General features: G+C 67.5%; 21 protein-coding genes. 14 read left to right on the forward strand and 7 right to left on the reverse strand.

Annotated elements, in window-relative coordinates:
* Window positions 1-32 precede the first annotated feature (32 nt).
* Both FHW58_RS14345 and FHW58_RS27945 read left to right on the forward strand, forming a co-directional pair.
* Window positions 33-2,060 carry a methyl-accepting chemotaxis protein gene (locus FHW58_RS14345; protein WP_179673812.1) on the forward strand — a complete coding sequence of 676 codons (2,028 nt, stop codon included), beginning with the start codon at window positions 33-35 and terminating at the stop codon, window positions 2,058-2,060.
* 140 nt (window positions 2,061-2,200) lie between these two features.
* Entirely contained in the window at window positions 2,201-2,770 is a 570-nt protein-coding gene (locus FHW58_RS27945) for an alpha/beta hydrolase (protein WP_373996677.1), read from the forward strand.
* Window positions 2,771-2,972: 202 nt separating this feature from the next.
* Here the strand turns inward: FHW58_RS27945 and FHW58_RS14355 are convergent, their stop codons facing one another.
* From FHW58_RS14355 to FHW58_RS14365, 3 genes are all read right to left on the reverse strand, one after another.
* On the reverse strand, window positions 2,973-4,496 hold the full coding sequence (locus tag FHW58_RS14355; RefSeq protein WP_179673813.1) for a sensor domain-containing diguanylate cyclase: 1,524 nt from the start codon (window positions 4,494-4,496) through the stop codon (window positions 2,973-2,975).
* A 64-nt stretch (window positions 4,497-4,560) separates the two neighbouring features.
* Window positions 4,561-5,604 carry a lipopolysaccharide heptosyltransferase II gene (waaF, locus tag FHW58_RS14360; RefSeq protein ID WP_179673814.1) on the reverse strand — a complete coding sequence of 348 codons (1,044 nt, stop codon included), beginning with the start codon at window positions 5,602-5,604 and terminating at the stop codon, window positions 4,561-4,563.
* A complete protein-coding gene (locus tag FHW58_RS14365; RefSeq protein WP_179673815.1) occupies window positions 5,601-6,833 on the reverse strand; it encodes an O-antigen ligase in 1,233 nt (410 codons plus the stop codon). The genes waaF and FHW58_RS14365 overlap by 4 nt, the downstream gene beginning before the upstream one ends.
* Before the next feature lie 52 nt (window positions 6,834-6,885).
* On the opposite strand from FHW58_RS14365, the gene FHW58_RS14370 reads away from it, so the two are divergent.
* On the forward strand, window positions 6,886-7,698 hold the full coding sequence (locus tag FHW58_RS14370; protein WP_179673816.1) for a glycosyltransferase family 2 protein: 813 nt from the start codon (window positions 6,886-6,888) through the stop codon (window positions 7,696-7,698).
* Window positions 7,695-8,777: a glycosyltransferase family A protein gene (locus FHW58_RS14375; protein WP_179673817.1), complete on the forward strand. Its 1,083-nt coding sequence runs from the start codon at window positions 7,695-7,697 to the stop codon at window positions 8,775-8,777. The genes FHW58_RS14370 and FHW58_RS14375 overlap by 4 nt, the downstream gene beginning before the upstream one ends.
* 82 nt (window positions 8,778-8,859) lie before the next feature.
* Here FHW58_RS14375 and FHW58_RS14380 read toward each other — a convergent pair whose 3' ends face one another.
* Together FHW58_RS14380 and FHW58_RS14385 are read right to left on the reverse strand one after the other, a co-directional pair.
* Entirely contained in the window at window positions 8,860-9,474 is a 615-nt protein-coding gene (locus FHW58_RS14380) for a response regulator transcription factor (RefSeq protein WP_229265324.1), read from the reverse strand.
* On the reverse strand, window positions 9,461-11,077 hold the full coding sequence (locus tag FHW58_RS14385) for an ATP-binding protein (protein WP_179673818.1): 1,617 nt from the start codon (window positions 11,075-11,077) through the stop codon (window positions 9,461-9,463). Before FHW58_RS14385 ends, FHW58_RS14380 begins: the two co-directional genes overlap by 14 nt.
* Before the next feature lie 234 nt (window positions 11,078-11,311).
* Here FHW58_RS14385 and FHW58_RS14390 point away from each other — a divergent pair, with 234 nt between their 5' ends.
* Both FHW58_RS14390 and FHW58_RS14395 read left to right on the forward strand, forming a co-directional pair.
* Window positions 11,312-12,286, forward strand: coding sequence for a VirK/YbjX family protein (locus FHW58_RS14390; protein ID WP_179673819.1), 975 nt, complete (start codon window positions 11,312-11,314; stop codon window positions 12,284-12,286).
* A 42-nt stretch (window positions 12,287-12,328) separates the two neighbouring features.
* Complete coding sequence (locus tag FHW58_RS14395) at window positions 12,329-12,562, forward strand: DUF6139 family protein (RefSeq protein WP_179673820.1); 234 nt, start codon at window positions 12,329-12,331, stop codon at window positions 12,560-12,562.
* An 83-nt stretch (window positions 12,563-12,645) separates the two neighbouring features.
* On the opposite strand, the gene dnaE is transcribed toward FHW58_RS14395, so the two are convergent.
* Window positions 12,646-16,188 (reverse strand): DNA polymerase III subunit alpha, encoded by a 3,543-nt coding sequence (gene dnaE, locus FHW58_RS14400; RefSeq protein WP_179673821.1) that lies wholly within the window; start codon window positions 16,186-16,188, stop codon window positions 12,646-12,648.
* Between the two features lie 125 nt (window positions 16,189-16,313).
* Between dnaE and FHW58_RS14405 the strand changes: the two genes are divergently transcribed.
* Genes FHW58_RS14405 through FHW58_RS14440 form a run of 8 tightly spaced genes read left to right on the forward strand, consistent with a single transcriptional unit; the run spans window position 16,314 to window position 23,533 of the window.
* Window positions 16,314-17,933 (forward strand): hypothetical protein, encoded by a 1,620-nt coding sequence (locus FHW58_RS14405; protein WP_179673822.1) that lies wholly within the window; start codon window positions 16,314-16,316, stop codon window positions 17,931-17,933.
* Window positions 17,933-18,358 (forward strand): GtrA family protein, encoded by a 426-nt coding sequence (locus tag FHW58_RS14410; RefSeq protein WP_179673823.1) that lies wholly within the window; start codon window positions 17,933-17,935, stop codon window positions 18,356-18,358. Before FHW58_RS14405 ends, FHW58_RS14410 begins: the two co-directional genes overlap by 1 nt.
* 4 nt (window positions 18,359-18,362) lie before the next feature.
* Window positions 18,363-19,187 carry a glycosyltransferase family 2 protein gene (locus FHW58_RS14415; RefSeq protein WP_179673824.1) on the forward strand — a complete coding sequence of 275 codons (825 nt, stop codon included), beginning with the start codon at window positions 18,363-18,365 and terminating at the stop codon, window positions 19,185-19,187.
* Window positions 19,184-20,050: a lysylphosphatidylglycerol synthase domain-containing protein gene (locus FHW58_RS14420; RefSeq protein WP_179673825.1), complete on the forward strand. Its 867-nt coding sequence runs from the start codon at window positions 19,184-19,186 to the stop codon at window positions 20,048-20,050. Before FHW58_RS14415 ends, FHW58_RS14420 begins: the two co-directional genes overlap by 4 nt.
* A 1-nt stretch (window position 20,051) precedes the next feature.
* Window positions 20,052-21,524, forward strand: coding sequence for a hypothetical protein (locus FHW58_RS14425; protein ID WP_179673826.1), 1,473 nt, complete (start codon window positions 20,052-20,054; stop codon window positions 21,522-21,524).
* Window positions 21,508-21,906 carry a capsular biosynthesis protein gene (locus FHW58_RS14430; RefSeq protein WP_218892764.1) on the forward strand — a complete coding sequence of 133 codons (399 nt, stop codon included), beginning with the start codon at window positions 21,508-21,510 and terminating at the stop codon, window positions 21,904-21,906. Before FHW58_RS14425 ends, FHW58_RS14430 begins: the two co-directional genes overlap by 17 nt.
* Window positions 21,903-22,646: a glycosyltransferase family 2 protein gene (locus FHW58_RS14435; RefSeq protein WP_179673827.1), complete on the forward strand. Its 744-nt coding sequence runs from the start codon at window positions 21,903-21,905 to the stop codon at window positions 22,644-22,646. The genes FHW58_RS14430 and FHW58_RS14435 overlap by 4 nt, the downstream gene beginning before the upstream one ends.
* Before the next feature lie 32 nt (window positions 22,647-22,678).
* On the forward strand, window positions 22,679-23,533 hold the full coding sequence (locus FHW58_RS14440; protein WP_179673828.1) for a sulfurtransferase: 855 nt from the start codon (window positions 22,679-22,681) through the stop codon (window positions 23,531-23,533).
* A gap of 2 nt (window positions 23,534-23,535) precedes the next feature.
* Here the strand turns inward: FHW58_RS14440 and FHW58_RS14445 are convergent, their stop codons facing one another.
* Window positions 23,536-23,739 (reverse strand): DUF6447 family protein, encoded by a 204-nt coding sequence (locus FHW58_RS14445; protein WP_179673829.1) that lies wholly within the window; start codon window positions 23,737-23,739, stop codon window positions 23,536-23,538.
* Window positions 23,740-23,831: the final 92 nt, after the last annotated feature.

A 23,831-nucleotide genomic window follows, 5' to 3' on the forward strand; every position in this document is an offset into this window, starting at 1 on the left:
AGTCGTGACTTGCTCATGTGGAGGCTTTCACCATGCGATTCTCTGATCTTGGCATCACCCGCAAACTGTATCTGGGCTTTGGCGCGGTGGTGGTGATCCTGGCGCTGTTGCTGGGCACCGCTTACACCAATTTCTCGCGGCTGGCCCAGGCCAACGGCTGGAACACCCATACCCACCAGGTGATCACCGAAACCAAGTCGCTGCTGGAAAGCCTGCTGAACATGGAAACAGGCGAGCGCGGCTATGCGCTGACCGGCGAGGCGGCGTCGCTGGCGCCGCTCAAGGCCGGCCAGGCGGCGTTTGCCGAGCACCTGAGCAAGACGCGCGCGCTGACTGCCGACAATGCGGCGCAGCAGGACCGGCTGCGCAAGCTGGAGCAGGCGCAGCAGGCGTGGTATGGCGACGCGGTGGCGCCGGTGCTGGCACTGCGCGCCAAGGCCAACGACGGCGCCAGCATCGATCCGCTGCTGCAGTTCGAGCGCGAGGGCCGCGGCCGCGCCGGCATGGACGCGATGCGCGCGCTGCTGCGCGAGATCGGCGGCGCCGAGGAAGCCTTGCTGGCACAGCGCGCGGCCGACGCGGCGTCGCTGCAGAGCCTGACCGCCAACACCATCATCATCGGCGGGCTGCTGACGGTGGCGCTGGCGGCGGTGCTGGCGTGGATACTGAGCCGCAGCATCGTCGGCCCGCTGAGCGAGGCGGTGCGCATCGCGCGCACGGTGGCGTCGGGCGACCTCAGCAGCCGGATCGAGGCGCGCACCCGCGATGAGACCGGGCAGATGCTGCAGGCGCTGGGCGAGATGAACCAGAGCCTGCTCAACATCGTCGGCGAGGTGCGGCGCGGCACGGACACCATCGCCACCGCCACCGGCGAGATCGCGCGCGGCAACCAGGATTTGTCGAGCCGTACCGAGCAGCAGGCCAGCTCGCTGGAGGAAACCGCGTCGTCGATGGAGGAGCTGACCGGCACCGTGCGCCAGAACGCCGACAATGCGCGCCAGGCCAACCAGTTGGCCGCCACGGCTTCCGAGGTGGCCAGCAAGGGCGGCGCGGTGGTGGCGCAGGTGGTGCAGACGATGCAGTCGATCAGCCACTCGTCGCAGAATATTGTCGAGATTATTTCGGTGATCGACGGCATCGCTTTTCAGACCAATATCCTGGCGCTGAACGCGGCGGTGGAGGCGGCGCGCGCCGGCGAGCAGGGACGCGGCTTTGCAGTGGTGGCGTCGGAGGTGCGCACGCTGGCGCAGCGCTCGGCGGCGGCGGCCAAGGAGATCAAGGCGCTGATCGATGATTCGGTCGGCAAGGTGGAGGCCGGCGGCAAGCTGGTGGAGGAAGCCGGGGCCACCATGCAGGAGATCGTCGGCAGCGTACAGCGGGTGACGGCCATCATGCAGGACATCGCCTCGGCCAGCGAAGAGCAGATTGCCGGTATCGAGCAGATCAACCATGCGATCAGCCAGATGGACCATGTGACGCAGCAGAACGCGGCGCTGGTGGAAGAGGCGGCAGCGGCGGCAGCGGCGCTGCAGGAGCAGGCGGCCAGCCAGGCCGGCGTGGTCAGCGTGTTCACGTTTGACGAACGCGCCCTGGCGGCGGCAGGCGCCACGTCGACGGCGGCGGCGCCGCACGCCACGGCCAGCGCGCCAGCCGCGCGACTGACGGCCACCGCGTCGCGGCCAGCGATCGGCAACCGTTCGTCGGCCAGCCGGCACCGCGCGACCGCGGCCCCATCCGCCGCCGCGTCCGCTACCGGCACGTCCGCGACCGGCACGTCCGCTACCGGCACGTCCGCTACCGGCATGTCCGCGACCGGCACGTCCGCTACCGGCACATCCTCGGCAGCTTCGCCCCCCTCCACGGCGGCCGCATCCGCCGGCGCGCGCGTGACGGCGGGCGGCGCAACGGCCAGCGCGGCCATGGCCCACGGCGCGGCGACAGCCCGTGCGGCCACGACGGCCACGACAGCCGTCGGCGCGTCCCAGTCGGGCGCCAGCCGCGCCAGCGCGCCGCGCGCGACGCCGGCCGCCGCCATTGGTGACGACTGGGAGGAGTTCTGAACACGCCCGCGTCCTACGCCGACGGCCGCCTGCACGCGCGGCCCGATCTGCTGCGCCTGATTCCGCACCAGCGCCACGCGGCGCTGGATTGCGGCACCCACCAGCTGGCGTTCGCCGATGGCCGCAAGGCGGTGCTGCACGTGCCGCCGCACCTGGACTCCGGCGCCGGCGCCAGCGGCGCGCCGCTGCACCTGCTGGTGCTGCTGCACGGTGCCGGCGGCCAGCACGGCGGCGGCGACCATATCGCGCTGGCGCACGCCATCCGCCACGGCGCGCTGCTGCTGATTCCGGACGCGCTGTCGACCAGCTGGGACTTCCTGCGCGGCGGCTTCGGCCCCGACCTGGCCTTCCTCGACCGCGCGCTGTTGTGGACCATGCAGCGCTACCAGGTCGACGAGCAGGCGATGGCGCTCGCCGGCTTTTCGGACGGCGCCTCGTACGCGCTGTCGGTGGGCTTGATGAACGGCCACCTGTTCAGCGACATCCTGGCGTTCTCGCCGGGCTTCATGGCGCCGCTGCGGCGCGAGGGGCAGCCGCGCATCTTTGTCGCGCACGGCAAGGAGGATCCGGTGCTGGCGGTGCAGCGCGGCCACGACATCGCCCAGCGGCTGACGCAGGAGGGCTACGATGTCAGCTACGAGGAATTCGACGGTGCCCACATCGTCTCGCCGCCGGTCGCCCGCGCGGCGCTGCAACGGCTGGAAACCTGACCGTCGTACCGGCGCAGGCCGATACCTGACTGTCGTACCGGCGTACGGCGATACCTGACTGTCGTACCAGCTCAGGCCGATACCTGACTGTCGTACCAGCTCAGGCCGATACCTGACTGTCGTACCGGCGTACGCCGGTACCCATGCTGAGTCGGCTGTGCAGGCGTTCTATGGGTACCGGCCTGCGCCGGTACGACGGGATTCAGGCCGGGCTGACGCGGTTGCGGCCGGCCGACTTGGCCGCGTACAGCGCCTTGTCGGCCGCCTCCACCAGCATGCCGGCCACATGCTCGCCGCGCCTGGGCGCCAGCGTGGCCACGCCCGCGCTCAGCGTCACCACTCCAAATCCACTGCCGTTGTGCGGCATCTGCAGATGCTCCACCGCCGCGCGGATGCGCTCGGCCACCGCCCGCGCGCCGGCCAGGTCGGTGTTGGGCAGCAGAATCCCCACCTCCTCGCCGCCGTAGCGTGCCGTCAGGTCGCCCGGCCGCTTGGGCGTCAGCGCGCGGATCAGCTTGCTCACCGCGCGCAACACCTCGTCGCCGGCGCTGTGGCCGTACAAATCGTTGTACTGCTTGAAGTAATCGACGTCGATCATAATGAAGGCCAGCGTGCTCTGGTGCCGCGTCGCTCGGCTGAATTCATTGGCCAGCGTAACGTCGAACTGGCGCCGGTTGGCCAGCCCGGTCAGGCCGTCCGACATCGCCTGCCGCTCCAGCGTGCGGTTGGCGCTTTCCAGCGCGTCGCGCGCCTGGCGCAGCTCGGCCTCGGCACGCTCGCGCAGCTTGATCTGGTCCACCAGCCGCTTGCCGAAAAAGCCCAGCAGCGCCGCCAGCACCACCACGCCGACCGAGCGCGTGAACGTGTCGCGTCGCCAGTGCTCCAGCATCTCCTCGCGCGACAGCGCGGCGGTGACAAACAGCGGGTAGTGCGCCAGCGGCCGGTAGCTGTTGAGCCGCACCGCGTTGTCGTGGAACGAGCGGAAGAAACCGCTGCCGGTGCGCGCCGGTCCGGACAGCCGTGCGTAGTGGCGGAACAACTCGCTGTCGCGCATGCTGCTGCCGACGCGCGTGGTGTCGAACGGCTGGCGCAGCATCAGCACGCCGCCGTCGGTCATCAGCGCCACCGCGCCGTGCTGGCCCAGCTCGAAGCTCTGGTAGAAGCGGCGGAAGTAGTCGATGTCCAGCGTGGCCAGCACCACGCCGCCAAAGCTGCCGTCCGGCTTGTCGAGGCGGCGCGACACCGGCATGATCCACTTGCCGCTGGAGCGGCTGATGACCGGATTGCCGACGTGCGGGCCGCGTCCGGCGTGGGTGCGGTGGTAGATGAAGTATTCGCGGTCGGCGTTGTTGTAGGCCTGGTTCAGCACGCCGCGCGAGTTGACGATCCAGCGGCCCGTGTCGTCGTACACGAACAGGCCCACCAACTGCGGCAGGTTGGCCACCTGCGCCGCCATCTGGCGCTGCAGCCGCGCCAGCGCGGCGGCGCCCTGCCCGTCGGTCTCGATGCGCTCGACGATGTCGGCCAGCGCGATGTCGGCCGCCTTGATGGTGTCGTCGGCCTGCTGCGCCATGGCGCGCGCCAGGTTGGCGCCCTGGTGCGCCTTTTCCGCCAGCTGCTCGCTGCGGGCGTTCAGGCTGCGCCAGACGTCCACGCCGACCAGCGACAGGCACACCACCGTGACAAACACGGTGGCCCAGAAGGTGATGGAAAATCGCTTGAACATGCGCTGGAAGCAATCGTTGCCCTGACTGCTTTATACCGTAAATCCGCCCGCCCTGCAGCCTGGATCAGCCGGCCTCCAGCATCGGCCGCAGCCGCTGCCAGGCCAGGTCCGGCGTCAGCTTGACCATGCAGTCGTGGTGGCCCAGCGGGCACTCACGCTGCTTGCACGGCGCACAATCGAGGCGCAGCGAGATCGACGCCGCCAGGTCGGAGAACGGCGGCGCGTGGTCGGGATCGGTGGGGCCGTACAGCGCCAGCACCGGCCGGTTCAGCGCCGAGGCGATGTGCAGCAGGCCAGAGTCGTTGGCCACCACGGCGGCGGCGCCGGCGATCAGCGCGATCGCCTCGGCCAGGCTGGTGGCGCCAGCCAGGTTGAACACCGCCGCGCCGTCCGGCAGCCGGGCCGCCACCTCGGCGCAGGCGTCGCCGTCCTTGGGCGAGCCGAGCAGGACGATCTGGGTCGCCGCGTCGCGCGCCAGCACCGCCGTGGCCAGGCCGGCGAAGTGCGCCGCCGGCCAGCGCTTGGCGGCGCCGAACTCGGCGCCCGGCGCCAGCGCCACCAGCGGCCGCGCCGGATCGATGGCGTGGCGCCCGAGCACCGCCGCCCGCTGCGCCGCGTCGACCGTCAGGCGCGGACGCGGCAAGGCGGCGCGCAGGCCCGGCCCCTGCACCGTCACCGGTGGTTTGGCCAGCGCCGCATAGAACGGCACCATCGGCCGCGGCGGCACCTCGTCGTGGTGCATCACGTTGATCAGGCCGTAGCGGCTCTCACCCTTGTAGCCGACCCGCCGGCGGACGCCGGCCAGCCACGGGATCAGCGCGTACTTGATGGTGTTGGGCAGGATGTAGGCGTCGGCGTAGCCGCGCTGGCGCAGCAGGCGGGCGAATTGCCAGCGCTGCCGCAGTTGCAGGGCGCCGTGGCGGAACGGCGTTTCCAGCACCTCGTCCACCTCGGCCACCTGGCGCCACACCGGCGACACCGCCGGCGGCGCCAGCACGTCGATCGGCCGCTCCGGGTGGGCGGCGCGCAGCAGTTGCAGCAGCGGCTGTGCCATCACCGCGTCGCCGATCCAGTTGGGCGAAATAATCAGGGTGCGCGGCTGGCTCATGGCTGCTCCTCGCGCGCGTTCAGGCACAGGCCGGCCAGCAGGAACAGCATCATCGCGTAGAACATGCAGCTGCGCACCGACCAGAAGATCACCTCGGTCAGGCCGAAGCTGAAGTAGCTCAGCACCAGCAGCATGCCGGCCAGCGCCGGCGCGTTGCGGGCGCCGCCGCCGTGCCGCAGCTGGCCGAGGAAGAACAGGAACGGCGCCACCAGCATGGCGCCGAACACCAGCAGGCCGAGCACGCCGCCGAACACCAGCGACTGCAAAATGTCGTTATGGAAGTGCTCATACTCCAGCACGTACGGGTGGGCCCGCCCCTGCGCCACCAGCTCCGCCATCTCGCGCTTGACGGTGGGGATGCTGGCGCCCAGCAGCGGGCGGCGCTCGATCAGCTGCAGCGCGCTGCGCCACAGCTCGAAGCGCACGCCGACGTTGGTGAAGGTGTTGCCGCCGCTGACATACTGCTGGACGTCGCTGATGCCCTGGTCGATGCGGGCGCGGGTGCCGGTCTGCGGAATGAAATAGGTGCTGACCAGCAGCGCCAGCGCCAGCAGCGCCAACACCTTGCGCCAGCGGCCGCGCAGCACGTGGCCGTAGCGTCCCAGCAACAGCGCCGCCAGGATGATGGCCACCCAGCCGCCGCGGGTGCCGGTGGCCACCGAGCCGGTCAGGCCGGCCAGCGCGCCCAGCGCCGGCCAGATGGCGCTGCGGCCGGCGAAGTCCAGCGTGGCGGCCAGGCACATCAAGCCCATGCACAGCATGATGTCGCCGAAGGTGATCGAATTGATCAACCCGCCGGGGCGGTCGAGACCGATCACCCAGCGCTGGTAGGCGATGAACACCGCGCCGGCGGCGGCGCCGGCGATCAGGCCCCACCACAGCGCCTTGCGGCTGGGGCGGCAGGCCAGCACGGTCAGCATGACGGTGGCCGAGGCCAGCATGCGCGCCGGCTTTTCCAGGTCGCGCAGGCGGCTGTCGCCGCTCAGCGCGAACCACAGCAGCGCCAGCAGCAGGACCGCGCCAAACGCTATCAATACCCCGCGAATCTCAGTAAGATGGCGCATCAGCACCGGCCAGCCGGCGCGGCGGTAGACGATGGCCGCCAGCAAAAAGGCGAAACTGCACAAGCCGACCCCGAAGCGGGTGATCAGCAGCAGAAAGGGAAACAGAAAGATCAGGCTGTGGATAAAGACAGTGCTGGCAGTGGACTGGGCTGATGTATTATTCATTCATGTTATCGTTTATTGCAAAGAAGCAATCCGCTACAGCAAGTTGCCTACCATGTCACCCGTGCTCATTTCCGTCATCGTCACCACGTACAACCGGCCGGACGCGCTGAGCGCCGTTGTCGAGGCGTGTTTTGCCCAGGATGACCTGGGTTTCGAAATCATTATCGCTGATGACGGCTCGGGCCACAACACGCAACAGGCGGTAGCGGCGCTGCAGGCGCGCGCGCCGGTGCCGCTGCGCCATGTGTGGCAGGAAGACCTGGGCTTCCGCGCCGCCCGCGCCCGCAACCTGGGCACGCTGGACGCGCGCGGCGACTACATCGTCTTCCTCGACGGCGACTGCGTGCCGCAGCGCAATTTTATCAGCCAGCACCGCAAGCTGGCGCAACGCGGCCACCTGGTGCAGGGCAGCCGCATCCTGCTGGACGAGGCCGCCACGCGACGGGTGCTGGACCAGCACATCGACCTCGGCGCGCTGGACGCCGCCACCAAGCTGGCGTGGCGCCGCCAGGGCGGCCTCAACAAGGTGCTGCCCCTGCTGCTGACCTGGCCGGACCTCGGCCGCACCAGCAAGCGCTTCAGCTGGCGCCGCATCAAGAGCTGCAACCTGGCCGTGTGGCGCGACGACCTCGAGCGGGTCAACGGCTTCGACGAGAGCTTCCTCGGCTGGGGCCACGAGGATTCCGACCTGGTGGTGCGGCTGTACCACGCCGGCGTGATGCGCAAGGACGGCGCCTACGCCACCGAAGTGTTCCACCTGTGGCACCGCGAGAACCCGCGCGACCAGGAAACCAGCAACCGCGCCACCGTGCTGCGCCGCCACGCCGAGCGCGCCACGCTGGCGGTGAAAGGATTGCGCGCATGAAACCGTTCGTGCCGGACAGCGGCCTGCTGCTGAGTATCCTGGTGCCCGCCTACAACGTCGAGCGCTACATCACCGACTGCCTGGAGCACATCCTGGCGCAGATGGACGCACGCCACGAGCTGATCGTGGTGGACGACGGCTCCACCGACCAGACGCTGGCGCGCATCCGCGCGCTGCAGGCGGCCTGGCCGCGCTGCAACTTCACGCTGATCGAGCAGCGCAACAGCGGCATCGCCGACGCCCGCAACCGCGCGCTGCAGGAGGCGGGCGGCGAGTACATCCTGTTCATCGACAGCGACGACCGGCTGCTGCCGCGTTCGCTGGAAGTGCTGGGCCAGGCGATCGCCCGCGACCATCCGGACGTGATCGCCACGGCGCTGCGCATGTGGCACCCGCACGCGCCGCACAAGGACCGCGACATCTTCATGAGCTACGCGCCGGAGCGGCCGATCACCTGCCAGGACGCGATCCTGACCTCGTTCTTCGACGACCGCCACATGTACGTGTGGTGCAAGGTATTCCGCCGCGCCATTTACGCCCAGGCCGGCACGCCGGTGTTCCCGTCGCAGCGGGTGTTCGAGGATGTGGCGGTGGTGCCGCTGCTGCTGCAGCGCTGCCGCAGCCTGGTGTACGTGCCGCACGTGCTGCTGGCCTACCGCCAGCACCCGGTCAGCATCACCAAGCTGGTAAGCGAGCAGTGGTGCGTGGATTTCGTCTCGGCGCTGGCCACCGTCAAGCCGCAGCTGGAGCGGGCCGGCGTCAGCGCCGCGGTGCGGGCGCAGTTCGACGTGGCGGTGTGCCACTTCTACCTGAGCATGATCAAGAGTTCCTACCAGCTGCCGCGCGCGGCCGGCGCGGTGGTGCGACGGCGGGTGCATGACATCTTCCTGACCAGCCTGTTCTCGCCGCCGCAGCAGGTGCTGTCGGCGATGGCGCGCAACCTGCGCGACGCCCGCACCGCCTTGCAGGTGCAGCACGTCATCGACGGCAACCGCTGGTTCCACGTGCGCCAGAGCGTGGTGCGCAAGTTCAAGCTATGGCGCCGCCTGCGCCAGACCCGCGCCCTGCCGCGCAGCTGAACAAAACCGGCAAAACCGGGGTCAGTGCCGACATTCGGACATTTCGCGCGCGAAATGTCCGAATGTCGGCACTGACCCCGGTTTAGTCTTCCTGGTCCAGCATGCTGATGCGGACCAGATCGGCCACGTTGTCCACGCCAAGCTTGGCCATCAGGCGCGCCTTGTGCACTTCCACCGTGCGTACGCTGATGCCCAGCTCGGGACCGATGTCGCGGTTGTGCCGGCCCAGCACCACCAGCTGCATCACCTCGCGCTCGCGCGGCGTCAGCTCACTCAGCAGGCTGGCGCTGCGGTGGCGCCGCTGCTGCGCGCTCTGGGTGGCGCGGGCGCGCGACAGCGCCTCGTCAATGGCGGCGATCAGCTTGCCGTCGTCCAGCGGCTTTTCCAGGAAGTCCACGGCGTCGGCCTTGAACGCCGCGCGCGCCGTGCTGACGTCGCCATGGCCGCTCATGATGATCACCGGCATGGCGCAGCCGCGCCGCAGCAGCTCTTGCTGCAGCGCCAGCCCGTCCATGCCGGACATGCGGATGTCGATCAGCAGGCAACCGCTCCAGGCCGGCTGCCACGCCTGCAGAAAGGCCTCGGCGCTGGCGAACACCGCCGTGCGGTAGCCGCGCACCCCCAGCAGCAGCCCCAGCGCGTCGCGCACGGCCGGATCGTCATCGACAATGAATACGGTTAAATCATGCTGCAACATAGTTCTCCTGCCCTTCCACTGCGTGGCGCGCCAGCGGCAGCGCCATTTTAAAAATGCCGTGATCGCCCACTTCGGCCCAGAGCGAGCCGCCGTGCGCTTCCATGATGGCCCGGCTCAGCACCAGGCCCAGTCCGAGGCCGGTGGCCTTGGACGAGACAAACGGTTCAAACAGGCGTCCCAGCACCTCGGCCGACACGCCCTTGCCACTGTCCTCCACGCACAGCTGCAGGCAGCTGCCCTGGCCGTGCTTCTTGCTGTCCAGCAGCTGCGCCGTCACCGTGATGCGGCGCTCGCCCTCGGGCCGCTCCTGCACCGCGTCCAGCGCGTTGGCCACCAGGTTGCGCAGCACCAGCTCGATCTGCAGGCGGTCGGCCAGCATCGCCAGCGCCGGCATGTCGCCCACCTCCAGCAGCACGCCGTGCTGGCGCAGCTGGGTGAAGAACTGCTGGCTGACCGACGACACCAGCTGGCCGGCGTCGACCGCCTCCAGCTTCATGGCGCCGGTGCGGAAAAAGTCGCGCAGGCGCCGCACCACCTCGGCCGCCCGGCCCGACTCGGCGATCATGCGCTGCACCGCGCTTTTCAGCATCTCGCCGCTCTCGCCACGTTCGACCAGGAATTCGCACGCCTTGCCGTAGGCGCTGAGCGCCGTCAGCGGCTGGTTCAGCTCGTGCGCCAGCGCGGCTGCCATCTCGCCGGCCGCCGCCAGCCGCAGCGACTGCTTGAGGTCGTTCGACACCTGGCGCAGCTCGTCCACCACGATGCCCAGCGAAAAACCGACCAGCGTCAGCATCGCGTCCAGCATCTGCAGCTCCGGCACTTCGATGTTGACGGCGTTGTTCCACTTGACCAGGCCGCCGATGCCCAGCTGCAGCACGAACACCATCAGCGCCGTGCCGTACAGGCCCTGGCGCGAGGCGGCCCAGATCACCGGCAGGAACAGGAAGTAGAAGTGCTTGAACTCCGACGTCTCGATGGTGCCGAACACCAGGTACAGCACGCAGATGGCCAGCGCCAGGTACCCCAGCGTCTCGTAGCGCCACACGGTCTGGCGCAGCCGCTGGCGGCCGTCGGCACTGGACAGCATCCAGATCAGCGGCATCGACACCAGCACCCCGACCATGTCGCCGATGCCGAAGCGCAGCACCACCGCCACCCACTCGCCGGACGGGATCAGCCCGGCCAAGGATAGCAGCGACATGTAGACCACATCGTTGAGCAGCGTACCGACCAGCACCATCAGCACCCACTGGAACAGCCGGTGGCGGCTGTCGAACAGCCCGGCCTGGCCGAAGGTGCGCCGCAGCACCGCCCCCAGCAGGCCGTAACCCAGCGTCAGCCACAGCGACAGCAACAGGCTCAACGGCAACCCGGCCGGCATGCCGCGCACCAGCCACTCGCCCAGCACCAGCGCGGCAAACCACGGCAGCGCCGTGCGCCAGCCAAAGCGCAGCCAGCACACCAGGCCGAGCGCCGGATCCGGGTTCCACGGCGTGATGTTCAGCCCGTACAGCGGGTCGATATACGTGGCCCAGTCAAACAACACATACAGGCCGATAAAGACCGGAAAGACCAGATAAGGGGATGGGGAAGGCGTGCTCATACAGCGTTGTTTGTATCGCAATGTAACATTATGCATTGCCCATGGTCATCTTGTTCTGTCTTTTTGCAACTAGGGGCTTCCCTTATAACTTAGGCATCGCATCTATACAACAGCCGGGTTACCCGAGGTGCAATTATTAAGGGAAATTCTTAGTTCTTTACCCGAATTTACATTGCGTTACACGACCACTACCATCGCGACTTGCCATCAGGCCCCTTTTTGGAAGAGTTCACGATGCAGTCCATCACCATCCGCTCCGGCGTTGCCGGCCTCACGGGCCTGAAGCAGCTGCGCGAGACGCTCAAACTGTCGCTGCGCGCCCGGCTGCACCGGCACGCCACGTTTGGCTGGCTGGAACTGCTGAACTCCCACCCGATGTTTGCCGAGCTGGTCAAGGCGCGCCCGCGCCTGGTCTACAAGATCTACCGTCCCTACCAGAGCGACACCATGGACGCCAGCCAGCGCCTGGCGCTGCTGCGCAGCCACTACCGCCACATCTTCCGCCATGGCATGGGCCCGCTGACGGTGCAAGCGGCGCGCGGCGCCGTGCCGCTGGCCACGGTCGAGGGCAAAAGCGGCCTGCCCTACCAGCTGCAACTGCGCGCGATCGAGCCGATGGAGCGCGAGGGCGAGCTGGTGCTGCAACTGGTGCAGAACGGCGACCTGGTGTACAGCGCGGCGTTTTCCTTCCGCGAGGGCGATGGCGCGGGCCGCGGCGGCATGGCGCTGGGCATCGGCTGCATGCAGGGGCCGAAGGGCGAGCGCGGCCTGCAACTGATCAAGGATGCCACGCGCGAGTTGCACGGCCTGCGGCCAAAGAACCTGATGGTCAAGCTGCTGAGCCAGATCGCCTACGATCACGGCTGCGGCGAGCTGCGCCTGGTCGGCAACGCCAACCGCGCGGTGTGCGGCGCCACCCGCCAGGGCAAGGTGCACGCGGACTACGACGCGCTGTGGCTGGAACTGGGCGCGGTCCAGCGCGGTGACGGCGACTACACGCTGGCCAGTGAGCCGATCTGCGCGCCCGACCTGGCGGCGATCGCGTCCAAGAAACGCTCGGAGGCGCGCAAGCGCCACGAGACGCTGTGCGAACTGGCGCAGGCGGTGGCGGTCAGCCTGCACGCGCCGCGCATCGAGGCGGTGCCGGTGCTGACGGCGCCGGTGTTGGTGCCCTTGGATAACGACACGGAGCAGTACGCCCTGGCGTAAGAAAATCCGTTACCATGGGCTTTTCGTCAGAGGAGAGATACCATGCGTGTGGATATTTATTGCCGAGATGAAGCACAAGGCAAGCATAGTTATTTGGCCGTGCCGGAAGGCAAGCCGATTCCGCAGGAAGCCACCAGTACCGACTGGCACCCCGAAGCCCAGCACGTGGAAGTGGATGACGACCACGATGATTTGTCCAAATACCATATTGAGCAGCCGCTGGCGCAGATTGGCGCCAAGGGGTATGCCATTACCGGCGTCAGCGCGCAGTTTTAACTGCGGACGGCACCCCCACAACCCGCACACCGCCGGCGCCAGGGTCAGACCCCGCACGGGGTCTGACCCTTCTGTCCGGGGTACTAATATTCGACCGCGACTTCCTTGGCGCCCAGCACCTGCTGCAGCGCCAGCTGCAGCTCGTCGGACGGCGCCACCCGCCACCCCTCGCCAAACTGCACCACGCAGCTGACGCCCTGAGGCTGGATGCGCGCCGAAATCGGCAGCCCGTCGGCGTGACGATGCGGCGCCAGCACTTCCGCCACCTTCTTCGCGTCCACCGTGGTCGGCAGCGCCATGCCCAGTTGCTTGCCGTGCTTGACGCGCGAGCTGACGATGTCGAACACCTTCTCCGCCGAAATCCGCAGCCCGCCCGAGAAGCGGTCTTCCGACACCTTGCCGATCACCGCCAGGAATTCATCTTCCTTGAACATGTGCTTGTTCTCCTCGAACACCTCGGCGTACACGGTCACTTCCACCACCGCGCTCTTGTCGTCCAGCGTGACGATCAGCAGCTTGCCGCGCTGGGTCATCTGCGGCCGGATGCCGGTGATGACGCCGCACAAAATGCGCGGATCGCGCGACGGCTCCAGGTCGGCCAGCTTGGTGCGGGCGAAGCGCCGCGCTTCCGGCGCGAACGAGTCGAACATGTGGCCGGACAGGTAGAAGCCCAGCGCGATCTTCTCCTCGGCCAGCTTCTGGCGGTCGGTGAATGGCGCCGCCTTGACGTAGTCCGGCGGCGGCTCCAGGTCGGAATCGTCGCCGCCGAACAGGCTGACCTGGTTGGCCGACTTGGCCTGCTGGTCGGCATATTCCATCGCGAAGCCGACCGACGCCAGCAGCACGGCGCGGTCGACGCCGAAGCAGTCGAAGGCGCCGGCGCGGATCAGCGATTCGATGGTGCGGCGGTTGATCTGCTTCTTGTCCACGCGCTTGCAGAAATCGAACAGGCTGGTGAACGGGCCGTCGGCATTGCGGGCGGCGATGATGGCCTCGATGGCGTTCTGGCCGGCGCCCTTGCACGCGCCCAGGCCGTAGCGGATCTGCGTCACCTTCTTGCCGGTGACCGACGGCGGCGGGCCGTCCGGCACAAAGCGGAAGTCGGACTGGTTGATGTCCGGCGGCAGGATGGTCAGGCCGCAGACGTCGATCGCGTCCTCGACCAGGATCTTGACCTTCTCGGTGTCTTCCATCGCCAGCGACATATTGGCCGCCATGAACGCGGCCGGATGGTGCGCCTTCAGGTAGGCCGTGTGGTAGGACAGCAGCGCGTAGGCGGCCGCGTGCGACTTGTTGAAGCCGTAGCCGGCGAACTTCTCCATCAGGTCGAAGATCTCGTCGGCCTTCTCGGTCGACAGGCCATCCTTGGCGGCGCCGGCGCGGAAGATGGCGCGGTGCTCGGCCATCTCCTCGGCCTTCTTTTTACCCATCGCCCGGCGCAGCATGTCGGCGCCGCCGAGCGAATAGCCGCCGACGATCTGCGCCATCTGCATCACCTGCTCCTGGTACACCATGATGCCGTAGGTTTCCGACAGAATCGATTCGGTGCGCGGATCGGGATAGTCGAACTTCTCGCCGTGCTTGCGCTTGCAGAAGTCCGGGATCAGGTCCATCGGACCCGGACGGTACAACGCCACCAGCGCGATGATGTCCTCGAAGCGGTCGGGCCGCGCGTCCTTCAGCATGCCCTGCATGCCGCGCGATTCAAGCTGGAACACCGCGACCGTCTTGGCCTTGGTCAGCAGGTCGTACGACGGACGGTCGGTCAGCGGCAGCTTGGCCAGGTCGAACTCGGCCTCGGCCGGATCGAGCGCCTTGATGTAGCGCACCGCGCGGTCGAGGATGGTCAGCGTGGTCAGGCCCAGGAAGTCGAACTTGACCAGGCCGACCGCCTCGACGTCGTCCTTGTCGTACTGCGACACCACGCCGGAATCGCCGGACTGGGTGTACAGCGGGCAGAAGTCGGTCAGCTTGCCCGGCGCGATCAGCACGCCGCCGGCGTGCATGCCGATGTTACGGGTGATGCCCTCGACCTGCTGCGCCAGGTCCAGCAGTTGCGCCACCTCCTCCTCGTTCTGCTGGCGCTCCTTGAGCATCGGCTCCTCCTCGATCGCCTCGGCGATCGACACCGGCTTGCCGGGCTTGAACGGAATCAGCTTGGAGACGCCGTCGCAGAAGTTGTAGCCGAAGTCCATCACGCGGCCGACGTCGCGGATCGCGCCCTTGGCCGCCATGGTGCCGAAGGTGGCGATCTGCGACACCGCGTCGCGGCCGTACAGGTCCTTCACGTGCTGGATCACCAGTTCGCGCTTTTCCTGGCAGAAGTCGATGTCGAAGTCGGGCATCGAGACGCGCTCGGGGTTCAGGAAACGTTCGAACAGCAGGTTGTATTTCAGCGGATCGAGGTCGGTAATTTTCAGCGCATACGCCACCAGCGAGCCGGCGCCCGAGCCACGGCCCGGACCGATCGGCACGCCATTGTTCTTGCCCCACTGGATGAACTCCGCCACGATCAGGAAGTAGCCGGGGAACTTCATCTTGATGATGGTGTTGTTCTCGAACTCCAGCCGGTCCTCGTAGCGCTTGCGGTTGGCCTCGCGCTTGTCCGGATCGGGGAACAGCTGGATCAGGCGCTCTTCCAGGCCCTTCTTGGTTTCCGCCACCAGGAACTCGTCGATGGTCATGCCCGGCGTCGGGAAGTTCGGCAGCTGCGGCTTGCCCAGGGTCAGCGTCAGATTGCAGCGCTTGGCGATTTCCACCGAATTTTGCAACGCCGCCGGCAGGTCGTGGAACAGTTGCTGCATCTCGGCCTGCGTCAGGAAGCGCATCTGCTCGTTGAACTTGCGCACGCGCTTGGCGTTGGCCAGCATCTCGCCCTCGGCGATACAGATGCGCGCCTCGTGGGCGATGAATTCATCCTTGGACAGGAACTGCACCGGATGGGTCGCCACCACCGGCAAGCCCAGCTTGGACGCCAGCGCGACCGAATGGCGCACCTGCATCTCCTGGTTGGCCTGGCCGGCGCGCTGGATCTCGATGTAGAAGTGGCCGGGGAACAGCGCCGCCCACTTGCGCGCGTTGGCCTCGGCCAGCGCCGGATTGCCGTTCTCGATGGCCATGCCGATGTCGCCGAAATGGGCGCCGGACAGCGCGATCAGGCCGTTGGCCGGGCTGTCGTCCGGCAGCAGCGGGTAGGACTTGGACGTCAGCTCCTGCAGCCACTCGGTGCGGATCTCGGCGCGGCCCTTGTACTGGTTGGTCAGCCACGCCTGCGACAGCAGCTCGCACAGCTGCAGATAACCCATGCGGTTCTTGGCGAACAACATCAGCCGCGACGGCTTGTCGCGGTTTTCATCGTTGGTGATCCAGCAGTCGACGCCAACCACCGGCTTGATGCCCTTGCCGCGCGCGGCCTTGTAGAACTTGACCATGCCGAACATATTGGCCAGGTCGGTGACCGCCAGCGCGCCCTGCTGGTCCTTGACCGCCGCCTTGACCAGGTCGTCGATGCGGACCAGGCCGTCGACGATGGAATACTCCGAGTGCACGCGCAGATGGACGAAGGACGGTCCCGCCGGCACGACGGCACCGCCGGCCACTGCTTGTTCATTTGCTACCATATTCATACGCGACTCGGGGCTGGTTCAATAACCCCCTATTTTACCGCGCAGCGGCCCGGACCGGGAGCGGCCGTGCCGTATAATACGCGCTTCGCCGAGTTAACTGGAAAGCAATCTTTACCATTTCACTAATGAGCACGGATAAAATCAAAACCCTGCTGGCCTGGCTGCTGCTCGCGCTGAGCGCGTCGCTGCTGCGCTTCCAGACGGTACTGCAAAGCGACAGCCTGTTCCTCGACGATTTATTCAGCGACCTGCTGCATCATGGCGGCCATTGGACGGAGTGGAAGTTTGCGTCGGCGCCCGCCTTCGTGCCGGACATGCTGTTGTACTGGCTGGCCATGCCGCTGTTCGGCGAAGTCACCGCGCGCATCTTCTTCGTGTCGGTGGCGCAGGTGTTCTTGCTGGCGTCCGCGCTGCTGTGGTGCGCGCGCCAGATCCATCCGGCGCTGAGCAAGTCGGCGCAGGCCTCCATCGTGCTGCTGCTGGCGCTGTTCACCGCGGCGGCCGGTCGTTCCAGCATGTGGCTGTATTTTTACAGCACCAACAACCACCTGGCCGTGGTCTTGTTCGGACTGACCGGCATAGGCCTGATGCTTAACCATCTGGAGCGCCCGCGCGCTGTCAGCGCCGCGCTGCTGGTGGCAGGGTCGGCGGCCGCGCTGCTGTCGACCCAGCTGTTTGTGCTGGGCTTCATGCTGCCGGCGCTGCTGCTGCTGGCGACCGCTTGGCTGACGCTGGGGCCGGGCCAGGCGCTGCGCCGTCCGCTGGCGCGGCTGATCGGCCTGCTGCTGCTGGCGCAGGTGCTGGCCACGCTGCTGGGCAAGCTGCTGATACGCTATCCGGCGCGCGAGGGCCGCATCCACCCGTCGCCGGATACCGCCGGCGCGGCGCTGCGCAATTTCATGAACGCGGTGACCACCGCTTTCACGCCGGACAATCCGCTGACCTTTCTGTGCGCGCTGCTGGTGCTGCTGGCGCTCGGCTTCCTGGCGCTGCGCCTGCTGCGCGCCACCGCGCTGCGCCAGCAGGGCCTGAGCATCGCCACCGGCGACTGGCGCTTCGCCGCCGCCGCCGCGCTGCTGGCCGTGGGGCTGACCATCAACCTGCTCGGCGTGATCCTGTCCGGCGGCTTCGGCGACCCGTTCGCGCTGCGCTATCTGGCGCTGCCGATCGCGCTGGCGCTGCTGCTGGCGGTGATCCGGCTCGACCTGTCGCCAATCCAGCGGCCCATGCGCGCCCTCGCCATTGGCGCCGCGCAGCTGGCGCTGTTCGCCGTGGTGCTGGTCAGCGCGGCGCGCCTGACGCTGCGGCCGCCACCGCCCATCGTTGACGCCTCGGCGCTGGCGGCCGGCTGCCTGGCGCAACTGGAAAGCGCCGGCTTTCCGCTCAAAGCCGGCATTGCCGACTACTGGAACGGGCGCGGCGTGCGCTACCAGCTGCCGCACCGCAATCCCATCCTGGTCACCACCAACACGCTGGCGCCGGACTTCCACGTCTCGACGCTGGGGCCGGTGATGCGGCCACGGGACTATCCCGAGCATGTCTACAACTTCGCGGTGCTGTATGGCGCGGCACAGCCGGCCAACCCGCAATACACCGCCGCCGCCATGCGCCAGGCGCTGCCGGCGCCGGCGCGGGTGGCGAGCTGCGGCAACGGCCGGCTGGAGATCTGGCTGTACCAGGATGACAGCCTGGACCGCGCGGTCAAACAGGCCGGCGCCGACTGGCTGCGGCAGGGCAAGCGTTGATGCGCGCCGTGCCGCCCAACCTGCGCGCCTTCCTCGGCTTCCTGCTGCTGTCGGGCCTGGGCTGGCTGTGCGACATGCTGACCTACACCGCGCTGGTGCGGCTGGCCGGCGTGGCGCCGTTTGCCGCCAACGTGGTGTCGTCCTACGTGGGCGTCAGTTTTGTCTGGTTCACTTCGCTGGGCACGGTGTTCCGCCGCAGCGGCGCCGGCTCCGGCCGCTTTTTGCTGCTCTACTGGGGCTACCAATTCCTGTCGATCATGGCATACTCGCAACTGTTGCAACTGACCGCGGCCGCCGTGGCCAGCCACGCCGGCGTGCCGGCGCTGCACAGCGCGCTGGCGGCCAAGATCATCGTCACCCCCTTCAATCTGGTCACCAACTTCCTGTTTATGAAAGTCCTGACGCGCCATATGCGCGCCGCCTGAAACCATGTCGCCCACCCAGCCCCGCATCCTCGTCTTCATTCCCGCCTACCGTTGCGCGCCGCAGATCGTGCGCGTGCTCGACCAGTTCGACGAGCGCGTCCAGCGTGCCATCGACACCGTGATGGTGGTCGACAACCGCTCGCCGGACAACACGCTGCAGGCGGCCATCGAGCGCGCCAGCAGCCGCCTGACCCACTGCAACTTCATCGCCTGGACCAACGACGACAACTATGGCCTGGGCGGCTCGCACAAGGCGGCCATGCGCTATGCCATCGAGCAGGGCTTCGACTACCTGGTGGTGCTGCACGGCGACGACCAGGCCGACATCCGCGACCTGCTGCCGCAGCTCGACAGCGGCGCCCATCTCGGCGCCGATTGCCTGATGGGCGCGCGCTTCATGCCGGGCAGCCGCCTGATCGGCTATTCGCTGCTGCGCACCGTCGGCAACCGCGTCTACAATCTGCTGTTCTCGCTGGGCGCCGGCCGCCGCATCTACGACCTTGGCTCCGGGCTCAATATGTACCGCCTGGCATCGCTGAAGCCGTTCTACTACCAGACCTTCCCGGACGACCTGACCTTCAATTACGTGATGCTGCTGGGCAGCTACCACCACGGCCAGACGGTGCGCTTCTTCCCGATCAGCTGGCGCGAGGAAGACCAGGTCTCGAACGTGCGCCTGTTCCGCCAGGCGTTCAAGGTGCTGAGCCTGCTCGGCGCCTACGTGGTCCAGCGCGGCCGCTTCCTCGCGCGCGAGCTGCGCGGCAAGCGCTTCGAGGCCTACAGCGGCAAGATCGTGGCGCGCCACGACGCCGCCCAGCGGGAACAATGAGCCGCCCGAGCCGCATCTACCTCGCCGTGCTGGCCGCGCTGCTGCTGGCGTGGCTGGCCCTGCAGGCCCTGACGCCCGACAGCCTGCTGCGCCGCGGCGCGCCCGCGCCGCTGCTGCCGGTGCTGCTGCTGTACTTCAGTTCCCACCTGTTCCGGCTGGCGCGGCTGGCCATGCTCAGCCTCGACCAGCGCGCACATGTGCCGGCGCTGCTGGCGGCGCACGGCCTGACCGCCTTCCCCAGCAGCCTGTTGCCCTTCAAGATAGGCGAGATCCTGCGCCTGGCCGCCTTCCTGCGCGTGTTCGACGACCGCCGCAAGGCGCTGGCCGTGTGGCTGGCCGAACGCTGCGCCGACGTGCTGGTGCTGGCGGCGCTGATGCTGGCCCTGTCGCTGTTCCAGGTCCAGTTGCCGCCGGCCACCCGCACCGTGTTCCTGGTGTTCCTGCTGGTGAGCGTGTTCGGTCTGCTGGGGCTGTTCACCGTGGCCAGGACCTTCGTCTACCTGAACCGTCACCTGGTACTGAACAGCAGCAGCGCGCGCGGCCTGCGGCTGCTGCGCGCCAGCCACGCGCTGCGCCAGCTTGAACTGGCACTGAAGCGTTCGCTGGAAGGCCGGCTGACCGGCCTGCTGCTGCTGTCGGCGCTGATCTGGCTGCTGGAAATTTCCGCGCTGGCGCTGTTCCTCGAACACCTGGCGCCGTCCAACAGCAGCTTCGCCGCGCTGTTCGCCAACGGCCTGCTGAACAACCTGAGCGCCAGCCCGCCGGCGGCCAGCCAGTACCAGTCGCTGGTGCTGGCCGCGCTGGCGGTGCTGTCGCTGGGCGCGCTGGGCCTGGCGCGCCGCCTCCACCAAGGAAAGTCCTGACATGCCAAGCCACCATGACCATCTGCTGATCGTGATCGATGACCGCGAACTGGCCGCCGGCGACGTGCGCGGCGTGGTCGGTCCGCGCCGCTACGGCGACATCCTGTTCCAGCGCCGCACGCTGTTCGAGCGCTGCCGCGCCAGCCTGCCGGCGTGGGCCCGGCAACGGCTGGTGCACCTGCGCAGCCACGAGCAACTGGCCGAACTGCGCGCCGCGCTGGAAGCCAGCGGCGACGATGCCGCGCTGTGCGTGATCGCCGGCCGCGCCGGCTTTCCCGACACCGGCCAGCTGTTCCAGCTGATCGAACGCCTGCCCTACGCCGAAGACAGCTTCAGCGACCGCCTGTACCAGCCGCTGCTGGTCTTCCTGCGCAACGCCCACTGGCTGGTGCAGCGCTGGCCGGCGTTCGAGGCGGCGCCGCTGCACAGCTGGGAGCCGCCGTGGCAGGAATTGCAGCGACTGCAATCGCTGCAACCGCTGGACCTGGCGCAGCTGCAGCAGTTCCTGACGCTGACCAGCGGCTCGACCGCCACCCGCCACTTCAACCAGGTGCACGTGGACGACTACTACTACACCAAGAGCTCCACCGACCAGCGCAAGATGCGCGCCGAATACAGCTTCTACGCGCTGGCGCCGGAAGCCATGCGGCCATGGCTGATCCAGCCCTTCGACTACCGCGAGCACGACGGCCGCGCCTCGTACAAGATGATGCGCTACTACCTGGCCGACGCCGCGCTGCAATGGGTGCATGGCGCGTTCGAGACCGACACCTTCCAGTCCTTCATCGAGCGGCTGCTGTTCTTCGTGGCGCAGCGCCCGCGCCGCGCCTGCTCGCGCGAGCAGGCGCAGGCCGAGGCGCGCAAGCTGTTTGTCGACAAGGTCCAGCAGCGCGCCGAGGCCTTCCTGGCGCAAACCGAGGGCCGCCGCATCGACACGCTGGTGGCGGCCTCGGCGCCGTCGCTGGCGCTGGGCGCGCAGTTGCAACGCTACCTGCGCCTGTATGGGCGCCACGAAACAAGCTTCGCCCTTGATTACCAGGTGGTCGGCCACGGCGACCCGTGCTTCTCCAACATCCTGTACGACCAGCAGCGCCACCTGATGAAGCTGATCGACCCCAAGGGCGCGGTGGACGAAGCCGAGCTGTGGACCCACCCGCTGTACGACCTGTGCAAGATCTCGCACAGCGTGCTGGGCGACTACGACTTCATCAACAACGGCCTGTACCGGGTTGGCTTCGCCGACGACAACACGCTGCAGCTGCAGCTGTCGCTGGATCGCCAGGCCGGGCTGAAGCCGCTGTTCGCGCGGCAGCTGGCGCGCCTCGGCCACGACCCGCGCGTGGTGCGGCTGGGCGAGGCCTCGCTGTTCCTGTCCATGCTGCCGCTGCACATTGATTATCCCAACAAGGTGATGGCCTTCCTGCTGAAGGCCAACGCCATCCTAGACGAGGTGGAATTTGGACAAGCAACTTAACGACGACGACGCGCTGCTGGTGGTCGACATCGACGGCACGCTGTGCGACATCAAGACCGCCGAGCAAAGCTACGCCGACCTGGTGCCGCGCGCCGACATGGTCAGCAAGCTGCGCGAATACCAGCAGCGCGGCTACCGCATCCTGCTGTACACCTCGCGCAACATGAAGACCCACAACCACAACCTGGGCCTGATCAACAAGCACACCGCGCCGGTGCTGCTGGACTGGCTGGCGCGCTGGGACATTCCCTACGACGAAATCCTGTTCGGCAAGCCGTGGCCGCGCAGCAAGGGCTTCTACATCGACGACCGCGCCATCCGCCCGGACGAATTCCTCAAGCTGAGCGAAGCGGAAATCCACCAACTGCTGGGGCAAGCATGAGCAATACGATCGTCATCACCATGGCCGGGCGCGGCTCGCGCTTCTACCAGGCCGGCTACACCGTGCCCAAGTACCAGATCGAGGCGCACGGCCACAGCCTGTTCTACTGGTCGATGCTGTCGCTGCAACACTTCATCACGGCCGACAGCCGGCTGGTGTTCGTCTGCCTGAAGGAAAACAATTCTGGCGACTACGTGCGCGGCCAGTGCGCCGCGCTCGGCATCGGCGACGTCGAGATCATCGATCTGGAGACGCTGACCGACGGCCAGGCCACCAGCGCCTACCTGTCGCGCGGGCTGTGGCGCGACGACGGCCCGCTGATCATCTACAACATCGACACCTACGTGGAACCGGACGCACTGCGGCCGGACACCATCCGCGCCGGCGCCGACGGCTGGGTGCCCTGCTTCCAGGTGCCGGGCACGCACTGGAGCTTCGTCAAGCTGGGCGACGACGGCTGGGCCACCGAGGTGGCGGAAAAACGCCGCATCTCCGACCACGCGTCGATCGGCCTGTACTGGTTTGCTCGCGGGGCCGACTACGTGGCCGCCTACGAGCGCTATTTCGCCGACCCGGCCCACCTGGTCGGCGGCGAGCGCTACGTGGCGCCGCTGTACCAGCAACTGCTGCGCGACGGCAAACAGGTGGCGATCGCCGACCTCGATCCGGCGCGGGTGCACGTGCTGGGCACGCCGGCCGAACTGGCCAACTTCCTGGCGGCGGCGCCGGCGCGTTTATAATACCGCCTGTTTAATTTATTCCGAGCCGCACCATGCAAGCTACCGCCACCGGCGCCGAGTACGTCAATATCGCCGCCTACAAATTCATCACCCTGGACGACCTGGAAACCCTGCGTCCGGCCTACCAGGCCATCTGCGCCGAGCAGGGCCTGAAAGGCACCATTCTGCTGACGCCGGAAGGCATCAACATGTTCCTGTCCGGCACCCGCGCGCAGATCGACACCTACCTGGCATGGGTGCGCAGCGACGCCCGCCTGGCCGATCTTGAAGTGAAGGAAAGCTTGTCCGCTGAACAATCGCACAAGCGCATGCTGGTCAAGATCAAAAAAGAAATCATCACCATGCGCATGCCGCTGATCAAGCCGGAAGAAGGCCGCGCGCCGTTCGTCGAAGCGCACACGCTGAAGCGCTGGCTGGACAATGGCGTCGACGACAACGGCAAGCCGGTGGTGATGGTCGACACCCGCAACGACTTCGAAGTGGACGTCGGCACCTTCAACAACACGGTCGACTACCGCATCAAGAAATTCACCGAATTCCCGGAGGTGATCGCCGCCCACAAGGACGACTTCGCCGGCAAGACGGTGGTGACCTTCTGCACCGGCGGCATCCGCTGCGAGAAGGCCGCGATCCACATGCAGAACATCGGCTACGACAACGTCTACCAGCTGGAAGGCGGCATCCTCAAGTACTTTGAAGAAGTGGGCGGTGCGCACTACACCGGGGACTGCTTCGTGTTCGACTACCGCACCGCGCTGAATCCGCAGCTGGAGCCGACCGAGACGGTGCAATGCTTTGCCTGCCGCGCGGTGGTGACGCCGCGCCAGCAGCTGTCGCCGGAATATGTCGAAGGCGTATCCTGCCCGCACTGCCACGGCAAACAATAAGGCTATTGCGGCGCGCGCGGCACCAGTTGCTGCAGCGCCGCCTGGTAAGCGTTGCGCGCGGTCTGGTACACGGCCAGCTGGGCATGGAGCCTGGCCATCTCCGTATCGACAAACTGCAGATTAGTGACCTGCACTTGCGCCTCGGCACTGAGCTCGCCGACCTTATAGGTGATGCCATCCACCGTCACCTCCAACTCCTCATCCATTCCCCACCCCCTCTGGGGACAGACCACGTTTTTGCAACAACGCGTCTTGTCCGCTAATCGTTTGATCTACTGCCATGTACCGGCCCGGCGCA

This window comes from Duganella sp. 1224, from assembly GCF_013408245.1.
Lineage (GTDB): Bacteria > Pseudomonadota > Gammaproteobacteria > Burkholderiales > Burkholderiaceae_D > Rugamonas.

What these genes read in the sequence shown, in the direction of transcription:
- FHW58_RS14365 (WP_179673815.1), bottom strand. Translation starts at nt 6,833, where the DNA reads ATGAATAATACATCAGCCCAGTCCACTGCCAGCACTGTCTTTATCCAC.
- FHW58_RS14375 (WP_179673817.1), top strand. Translation starts at nt 7,695, where the DNA reads ATGAAACCGTTCGTGCCGGACAGCGGCCTGCTGCTGAGTATCCTGGTG.
- FHW58_RS14355 (WP_179673813.1), bottom strand. Translation starts at nt 4,496, where the DNA reads ATGTTCAAGCGATTTTCCATCACCTTCTGGGCCACCGTGTTTGTCACG.
- FHW58_RS14385 (WP_179673818.1), bottom strand. Translation starts at nt 11,077, where the DNA reads ATGAGCACGCCTTCCCCATCCCCTTATCTGGTCTTTCCGGTCTTTATC.
- FHW58_RS14415 (WP_179673824.1), top strand. Translation starts at nt 18,363, where the DNA reads ATGTCGCCCACCCAGCCCCGCATCCTCGTCTTCATTCCCGCCTACCGT.
- waaF (WP_179673814.1), bottom strand. Translation starts at nt 5,604, where the DNA reads ATGAGCCAGCCGCGCACCCTGATTATTTCGCCCAACTGGATCGGCGAC.
- FHW58_RS14380 (WP_229265324.1), bottom strand. Translation starts at nt 9,474, where the DNA reads ATGTTGCAGCATGATTTAACCGTATTCATTGTCGATGACGATCCGGCC.
- dnaE (WP_179673821.1), bottom strand. Translation starts at nt 16,188, where the DNA reads ATGAATATGGTAGCAAATGAACAAGCAGTGGCCGGCGGTGCCGTCGTG.
- FHW58_RS14425 (WP_179673826.1), top strand. Translation starts at nt 20,052, where the DNA reads ATGCCAAGCCACCATGACCATCTGCTGATCGTGATCGATGACCGCGAA.
- FHW58_RS14370 (WP_179673816.1), top strand. Translation starts at nt 6,886, where the DNA reads ATGTCACCCGTGCTCATTTCCGTCATCGTCACCACGTACAACCGGCCG.
- FHW58_RS14420 (WP_179673825.1), top strand. Translation starts at nt 19,184, where the DNA reads ATGAGCCGCCCGAGCCGCATCTACCTCGCCGTGCTGGCCGCGCTGCTG.
- FHW58_RS14435 (WP_179673827.1), top strand. Translation starts at nt 21,903, where the DNA reads ATGAGCAATACGATCGTCATCACCATGGCCGGGCGCGGCTCGCGCTTC.
- FHW58_RS14345 (WP_179673812.1), top strand. Translation starts at nt 33, where the DNA reads ATGCGATTCTCTGATCTTGGCATCACCCGCAAACTGTATCTGGGCTTT.
- FHW58_RS14445 (WP_179673829.1), bottom strand. Translation starts at nt 23,739, where the DNA reads ATGGATGAGGAGTTGGAGGTGACGGTGGATGGCATCACCTATAAGGTC.
- FHW58_RS14440 (WP_179673828.1), top strand. Translation starts at nt 22,679, where the DNA reads ATGCAAGCTACCGCCACCGGCGCCGAGTACGTCAATATCGCCGCCTAC.
- FHW58_RS14390 (WP_179673819.1), top strand. Translation starts at nt 11,312, where the DNA reads ATGCAGTCCATCACCATCCGCTCCGGCGTTGCCGGCCTCACGGGCCTG.
- FHW58_RS14410 (WP_179673823.1), top strand. Translation starts at nt 17,933, where the DNA reads ATGCGCGCCGTGCCGCCCAACCTGCGCGCCTTCCTCGGCTTCCTGCTG.
- FHW58_RS14405 (WP_179673822.1), top strand. Translation starts at nt 16,314, where the DNA reads ATGAGCACGGATAAAATCAAAACCCTGCTGGCCTGGCTGCTGCTCGCG.
- FHW58_RS14395 (WP_179673820.1), top strand. Translation starts at nt 12,329, where the DNA reads ATGCGTGTGGATATTTATTGCCGAGATGAAGCACAAGGCAAGCATAGT.